The sequence below is a fragment of the Fulvivirga imtechensis AK7 genome, assembly GCF_000331535.1.
GTDB classification, from domain to species: domain Bacteria; phylum Bacteroidota; class Bacteroidia; order Cytophagales; family Cyclobacteriaceae; genus Fulvivirga; species Fulvivirga imtechensis.
Genome location: NZ_AMZN01000152.1, coordinates 1 through 6,699, shown reverse-complemented (window position 1 = coordinate 6,699; position 6,699 = coordinate 1). Strand labels below are relative to the sequence as shown.

Sequence of the window (6,699 nt, the reverse complement as noted above, 5' to 3'; positions counted from 1 at the left end):
GCAATTCTGGTCCGCTGACCTGCGATGTTACCAGCGTAGAATTAACTGGCTCTACTACGACAGAGGGCGTAACCTATCGTTGGTTAAGCGCTGGTAGTGTGATTGCGATAACAGCTACTACGACTGTGACTTCTCCGGGAGAATATACCCTTGAGGTGACGAAAGAAAGCACCGGTTGTACAACTACGACTACTACTGAAGTAGACATCGATTATTCACAGCCTGAAGGCGTGACTGCGGGCAATTCTGGTCCGCTGACCTGCGATGTTACCAGCGTAGAATTAACTGGCTCTACTACGACAGAGGGCGTAACCTATCGTTGGTTAAGCGCTGGTAGTGTGATTGCGATAACAGCTACTACGACTGTTACTTCTCCAGGAGAATACACCCTTGAGGTGACGAAGGAAAGCACTGGTTGTACCACTACGACTACTACCGAAGTAGGCATTGATTATTCACAGCCGGCTTGCAATATTAACTTACCACCTGGGCCTCCGGAGCCGTTAAGCACTGAAACAATAACTGCCGGCATAATTGGCGATGTTTCCTATTCCTGGTCTATTAATGGTGAAGGATGGTCGATCGTTTCCGGGGAGAATACACCGGAGCTTACTTATCTGGTGGGATCAGAAGGAACGAGCGCCACTTTTATCCTTACAACAACAAGCAATACTACAGGCTGCTCCAACACCTGCAGCATGGTACTGGAAACAGGTGAGCAAACGGAGATCGCTGTTGAATCTGCAAGAAGCAATCCGTTGGAGGAAACTATTCGATTTAAAAACCATATTTCTATTGAATCGCATCCTAATCCATTTACTGAAAGCACAAGGGTAGAATTCGAGTCCAGGGAAGATGATGTTGTAACGGTAATGCTTTATTCATTGGATGGCGTATGCCTCAAAACGATACTTGAATCAGAGGTTAAAAGTTTTGAAAGGTATACCGTTTCGATCGATGGAAGCGATTTGGACCCGGGAACTTATTACTGTATAATCAGTACACGGAGCGGGGTTTTTTCCAGGAAACTGTTGCTATTGGGACGGTAGTTTTAATTGTTGAGATATAGGTTGACCATCAGCAGCGAATGTGAGAAACTTACTGCTGCTGATGGTCATTTTATTTTGTTGCCGCTCTGACAGTTGTGTCATAGACATCTGACAATGGTTAAGCATTTGGAGTGGTTTATTTAATAGGATTCGCTAAATTGGTATCGACAGTACAGATAGTATAAGCTACAAAACATAAAGCATGGATAAGGCAGAGCAAACGATGTTGGCGAACCTTCATAAGAACACCGGTAAAACACTTGAACAGTGGGTAGAAGTTGTTAAAAAACAAGGGTTCAATAAACATGGGGAAATTCTAAAGTTTCTAAAAGAAGAACATTCGTTTACCCACGGTTATGCTAATATGGTCGCTCTGAAATCCAGGGAGGCAGACGCTGGTTCGGTGGAAAATAAAGATGAGTTAATTGAAAAGCAGTATAAGGGAAAGGAGCATTTCAAGCCTGTATATGATAAACTATTATCTGAAGTTCTGCAATTTGGAAAGGATATAGAAGTAGTGCCCAAAAATGCTTATGTGAGCTTAAGGCGCAAGAAACAATTTGCTATTCTCCAGCCAGCGACAAAAAGCCGGTTTGAGGTAGGAATAAACCTAAAAGGGCAGGAGCCAAAAGGAAAATTGGAAGCCATCAATGCGTCTAACGCTATGTATTCTCACAAGATTAACCTCACGGATGTTAATGATATTGACAAAGAGGTTATTGATTGGCTCAAAACAGCATATGAAAACGCTGGTTAGCGGCATTATTATTCCCGCTCAGTTTTTCGCATAACAAACAGTTACTATTTCCAGGCGTTTAACAATAGAAAATCCCAAAAATATGAACCAGGACATCCAGGCTTACAATGATTCCCAGTCGAACGAAGACCGAGAGATATGTAATGTCTTGTTGCAGGAGATCAGCCGACATTTGCCTGAGGCGGAGAACAAGATATGGCATGCCCACCCTGTATGGTTTCTGGAAAGTAACCCGATCGTTGGATATAGTAAACTTAAAAGCTGCATTCGATTGCTTTTTTGGAGCGGACAATCTTTTGAAGAGAAGGGATTACAGAAAGAAGGCAAGTTTAAAGCAGCCGAAATGCGGTATACTTCCGCGGATCAGATCAACAAGGAGGATCTGGCACGATGGCTTAAAAAGTCGAAAGAAATTCAGTGGGACTATAAAAATATTGTTAAGCGGAAAGGTGTTTTGGAAAGACTAAAATGATCTACCTCTATGACTTATATTTGTTTTTTGGAATCATCTTCTGTTTTTAGCCTTTTGACTTGCTGGTTGGTCGAAGCGCGATCTTGAACTGCGTGGGTGCTGGTATATGTGTCTGACGGTTTCGAACCGTCTGACCCCGGGTAGCTTAGAAAAATAAAGCTTCCAGCAACAGGAATACCTCTAACTGACTCCAGCATCAACAGCAACACTTTCAAAGAGCGAGTATCCCCGTCAGACGGTTCCAAACCGTCAGACGGGTATCTACCGATGTCCGCCCCACTTAGCAGGAACAGTTCCATCCACCCGCTACCGCCAAAGGCTCAGGATTCTTAAAGTAAAACTCTCCATCTGCTTCAGTGAAACGCCTTTTGACTTGCTGGTTGGTCGAAGCGCGGTCTTGAACTGCGTGGGTGCTGGTATATGTGTCTGACGGTTTCGAACCGTCTGACCCCGGGTAGCTTAGAAAAATAAAGCTTCCAGCAACAGGAATACCTCTAACTGACTCCAGCATCAAACAGCAACACTCCCAAAGAGCGAGTATCCCCGTCAGACGGTTCCAAACCGTCAGACGGGTATTTACCGATGTCCGTCCCACTTAGCAGGAACAGTTCCATCCACCCGCTACACCGCCAAAGGCTCAGGATTCTTAAAGTAAAACCCTCCATCTGCTTCAGTGAAACGCCTTTTGACTTGCTGGTTGGTCGAATCGCGATCTTGAACTGCGTGGGTGCTGGTATATGTGTCTGACGGTTTCGAACCGTCTGACCCCGGGTAGCTTAGAAAAGATAAGCTTCCAGCAACAGGAATACCTCTAACTGACTCCAGCATCAAACAGCAACACTCCCAAAGAGCGAGTATCCCCGTCAGACGGTTCCAAACCGTCAGACGGGTATTTACCGATGTCCGTCCCACTTAGCAGGAACAGTTCCATCCACCGCTACACCGCCAAAGGCTCGGGATTCTTAAAGTAAAACCCTCCATCTGCTTCAGTGAAACGTCTTTTGACTTGCGGGTTGGTCGAATCGCGATCTTGAACTGAGTGGGTGCTGGTATAGGAGGCTGACGGTTTTGAGCCCGTCTGACCCCGGGCTTTTCGGAAAGTTTGTTATTTTTGATATTATGAATTGTTTCATAAACAGCTTCAGCACTAAAACGTCTCTTCAAGCTTGAGTCCCGTCAGACGGATATAAAAACCGATGTCAAATGCAATTAGCAGAAAATAACATCTACCACATCTACAATCAGGGAAACAACAAAGAACTCTTATTTTACAAACCGGAAAACTACGTATATTTTTTGCGGAAATTCAGAAAGTATATTTTACCCTACACATCAGTTTTAGCCTATGCCCTCATGCCTAATCATTTTCACTTTTTGGTATACACAACGGACAAGTCAATCAAGATGAAAAAAACAGGAGGAATAGAAATGACAGCATTGGCAGACGGCTTCAGGCAACTGCTAAGCAGTTATACACAGGCAATTAACAAACAGGAGAATAGAACCGGTTCGCTTTTCAGGCAGAAAACAAAGGCTAAGTGTCTGACGAATGGTGGCACGAATTACCCATTTGTTTGCTTCCACTATATACATCAGAATCCGATGACTGCGGGATTAGTTGATAGGATGGAGGAATGGCCTTTTTCATCTTTTCAAGACTATTGCGCAACAAGGAACGGAACACTGTGCGACAAGGAGCTAGCCTTTGATCTCATTAATCTTTCCAGGCAATCATTTTACGAGCAGTCATATCAGGTTATTGCTCCCGAAAAAGTGAGAAGGTTGTTTGTGTAGGGGTGGCTGGAAGCTTAGAAAAGATAAGCTTCCAGCAACAGGAATACCTCTAACTGACTCCAGCATCAACAGCAACACTTTCAAAGAGCGAGTATCCCCGTCAGACGGTTCCAAACCGTCAGACGGGTATTTACCGATGTCCGCCCCACTTAGCAGGAACAGTTCCATCCACCCGCTACACCGCCAAAGGCTCAGGATTCTTAAAGTAAAACTCTCCATCTGCTTCAGTGAAACGCCTTTTGACTTGGTTGGTCGAAGCGCGGTCTTGAACTGAGTGAGTGCTGGTATAGGAGGCTGACGGTTTTGAGCCCGTCTGACCCTGGGATAGCTTGGAAACGGTTTCGAACCGTGTGATGCCAGGCAAACCTCCCTAAGCCGCTCCCTTACGCTCGATCTCTCTCAAATTTTCCATCTTTTTATTCCGCAGGAAGCCATTGATGTCCTCAAAATGCTCTTTGATGCGCTTGTTGCCAAACTCGAATACCTTGGTAGCAAGCCCATCAAGGAAATCACGGTCGTGGGAGACGAGGATCAAGGTGCCGTCAAAAGCTTTTAGAGCATCTTTCAAAATGTCCTTGGTCTTCATGTCGAGGTGGTTCGTAGGCTCATCGAGGATCAGCAGGTTGACCGGCTGTAGCAGCAGCTTGATCATAGCGAGACGGGTCCTTTCACCACCGGAAAGCACTTTTACCTTTTTCTCTATGGCGTCTCCACTGAACATAAAAGCACCCAGCAGGTCTTTGATCTTTGTGCGGATGTCACCTACGGCCACATTGTCAATGGTTTGGAAAACGGTCAGCTCTCCATCCAGCAGAGAAGCCTGATTTTGAGCAAAATAGCCGATCATGCAGTTGTGCCCCATCTGGAGTTTACCTTCATAATCTATTTCACCCATCATGGCTTTTACAAGTGTGGACTTTCCTTCACCGTTTTTACCAACAAAAGCTACTTTCTGTCCCCGCTCGATGGTCATAGAGGCATCTTTAAATACCGTATGGTCACCATACTTCTTGGTCAGTCCCTCAATGATCACCGGGTAGTTGCCAGAGCGTGGAGCAGGGGGAAATTTCAGGTTGAGGTGCGAAGTATCTACTTCATCAACCGTCAAAATTTCCATCTTTTCCAACATTTTCACACGAGACTGCACCTGTAGGGTCTTGGAATAAGTACCTTTAAACCGCTCAATAAACTCCTGTATTTCAGCGATCTGTTTTTGCTGTTCATCGTATGCTTTTTGCTGCTGCTCACGCCTTTCTTTACGGAGTTGCAGGTAGTGAGTGTACTTAGCCTTGTAGTCGTAGATACGCCCCATGGTCACCTCAATAGTGCGGTTGGTGACATTCTCTACAAAGGTTTTGTCATGGGAGATCACAATCACCGCTTTGGCATTGTTGATGAGAAAATCTTCCAACCATTGGATAGATTCTATGTCCATATGGTTGGTCGGCTCATCCAGCAGGATCAGGTCGGGTTTTTGGAGGAGGATCTTAGCCAGCTCGATGCGCATGCGCCATCCGCCACTGAACTCTTTGGTAGGGCGGCTGAAGTCGCTTCGAACGAAACCCAGGCCCATTAATGTCTTTTCTACTTCTGCATCGAAGTTGATCTCTTCTATGGAATAGTACTTTTCACTGAGCTCCGATACCTGCTCAATGATCTTGTAATATTCTTCAGATTCATAGTCTGTGCGGGTCTCCAACGCCAGGTTTAGCTCGTCCATCTTAGTTTTCATGTCAAGAATATTGGCAAAAGCCTTTGACGCTTCCTCAAAGACAGTGCATTTGTCTTCTGTAAGCAGGTGCTGAGGCAGGTAGGCGATCACTGCTTCTTTCGGAGCGGATACTTTGCCTCTTGTGGGCTTGCCTTCGCCAGCAATTATCTTGAGAAGTGTGGATTTTCCCGCACCGTTCTTGCCCATCAGGGCTATGCGGTCATTTTCATTGATGTTAAAAGAGATGTTGCTAAAAAGTGTCGAGCCACTAAACTCCACCGTCACCGAATCAACTGAGATCATGCTATTAAAAATTAAACTGCAAATGTATTATTAATTCCCGGGATGTTTGGTAATCGATTGGATCATTATTTTTGGTTGTCGATCTGATAACGAGTTTTTGGTAACGCTGCTCCTTTGCTCATCCCCCAATGCTCTTTAGTTAAGGGTGTCATCCCGAGGCTTCCAACAACTTTGAGTTGATTTTGAGGGAAATGACATAACTATTGATCGGCCTTGAGCAAATGGCGTTAAGAATTTCAATGCCACACGTATACTTTGTAAATCACACTGTTTGAGACCGATGATAATCGGGCGAGTTTGTGATTTGTTATCGCAGGCATTGAAATTTAGCCATTTACTCACAGCCTTGACTTTTTTTGTTACTTTTTTGTGTCAAGACAAAAAAGTAAACCTATGCGATGAAAAGTCAAAATAGAAGCAAAGTTACAAACTGAATAATGGGGTGCAATCATCTGACTATCAGCATGTAGTTAAAACTTGTCATTGGTAGGTGCTAAACAACTTGTCAGTTGATTTTGTGGATAATGACATCGCGCCATAACCACAGAGGAAGCAGAGGAGGAATAGAGGTCATAAACCACCACGTCATCCTGGAATTTTCGTAGAGCAACGG

5 protein-coding genes are annotated in these 6,699 nt (G+C 44.7%); 4 read left to right on the top strand and 1 reads right to left on the bottom strand.

Going from position 1 to position 6,699, the window contains the following annotated elements; translation table 11 throughout:
• From C900_RS27215 to C900_RS27195, 4 genes are all read left to right on the top strand, one after another.
• Window positions 1–1,049, top strand: a 1,049-nt coding sequence (locus C900_RS27215; RefSeq protein WP_157494282.1) for a T9SS type A sorting domain-containing protein, incomplete at its 5' end; no start/stop codon positions are given.
• A 202-nt stretch (window positions 1,050–1,251) separates the two neighbouring features.
• Window positions 1,252–1,806 (top strand): DUF4287 domain-containing protein, encoded by a 555-nt coding sequence (locus C900_RS27210; protein WP_009583719.1) that lies wholly within the window; start codon window positions 1,252–1,254, stop codon window positions 1,804–1,806.
• Between the two features lie 82 nt (window positions 1,807–1,888).
• Window positions 1,889–2,278 carry a DUF1801 domain-containing protein gene (locus tag C900_RS27205; protein WP_009583718.1) on the top strand — a complete coding sequence of 130 codons (390 nt, stop codon included), beginning with the start codon at window positions 1,889–1,891 and terminating at the stop codon, window positions 2,276–2,278.
• Window positions 2,279–3,481: 1,203 nt separating this feature from the next.
• Window positions 3,482–4,072 carry a hypothetical protein gene (locus C900_RS27195; RefSeq protein ID WP_009583714.1) on the top strand — a complete coding sequence of 197 codons (591 nt, stop codon included), beginning with the start codon at window positions 3,482–3,484 and terminating at the stop codon, window positions 4,070–4,072.
• Between the two features lie 370 nt (window positions 4,073–4,442).
• Here C900_RS27195 and C900_RS27190 read toward each other — a convergent pair whose 3' ends face one another.
• Window positions 4,443–6,086 (bottom strand): ABC-F family ATP-binding cassette domain-containing protein, encoded by a 1,644-nt coding sequence (locus C900_RS27190; RefSeq protein ID WP_009583713.1) that lies wholly within the window; start codon window positions 6,084–6,086, stop codon window positions 4,443–4,445.
• Between the last annotated feature and the right edge of the window lie 613 nt (window positions 6,087–6,699).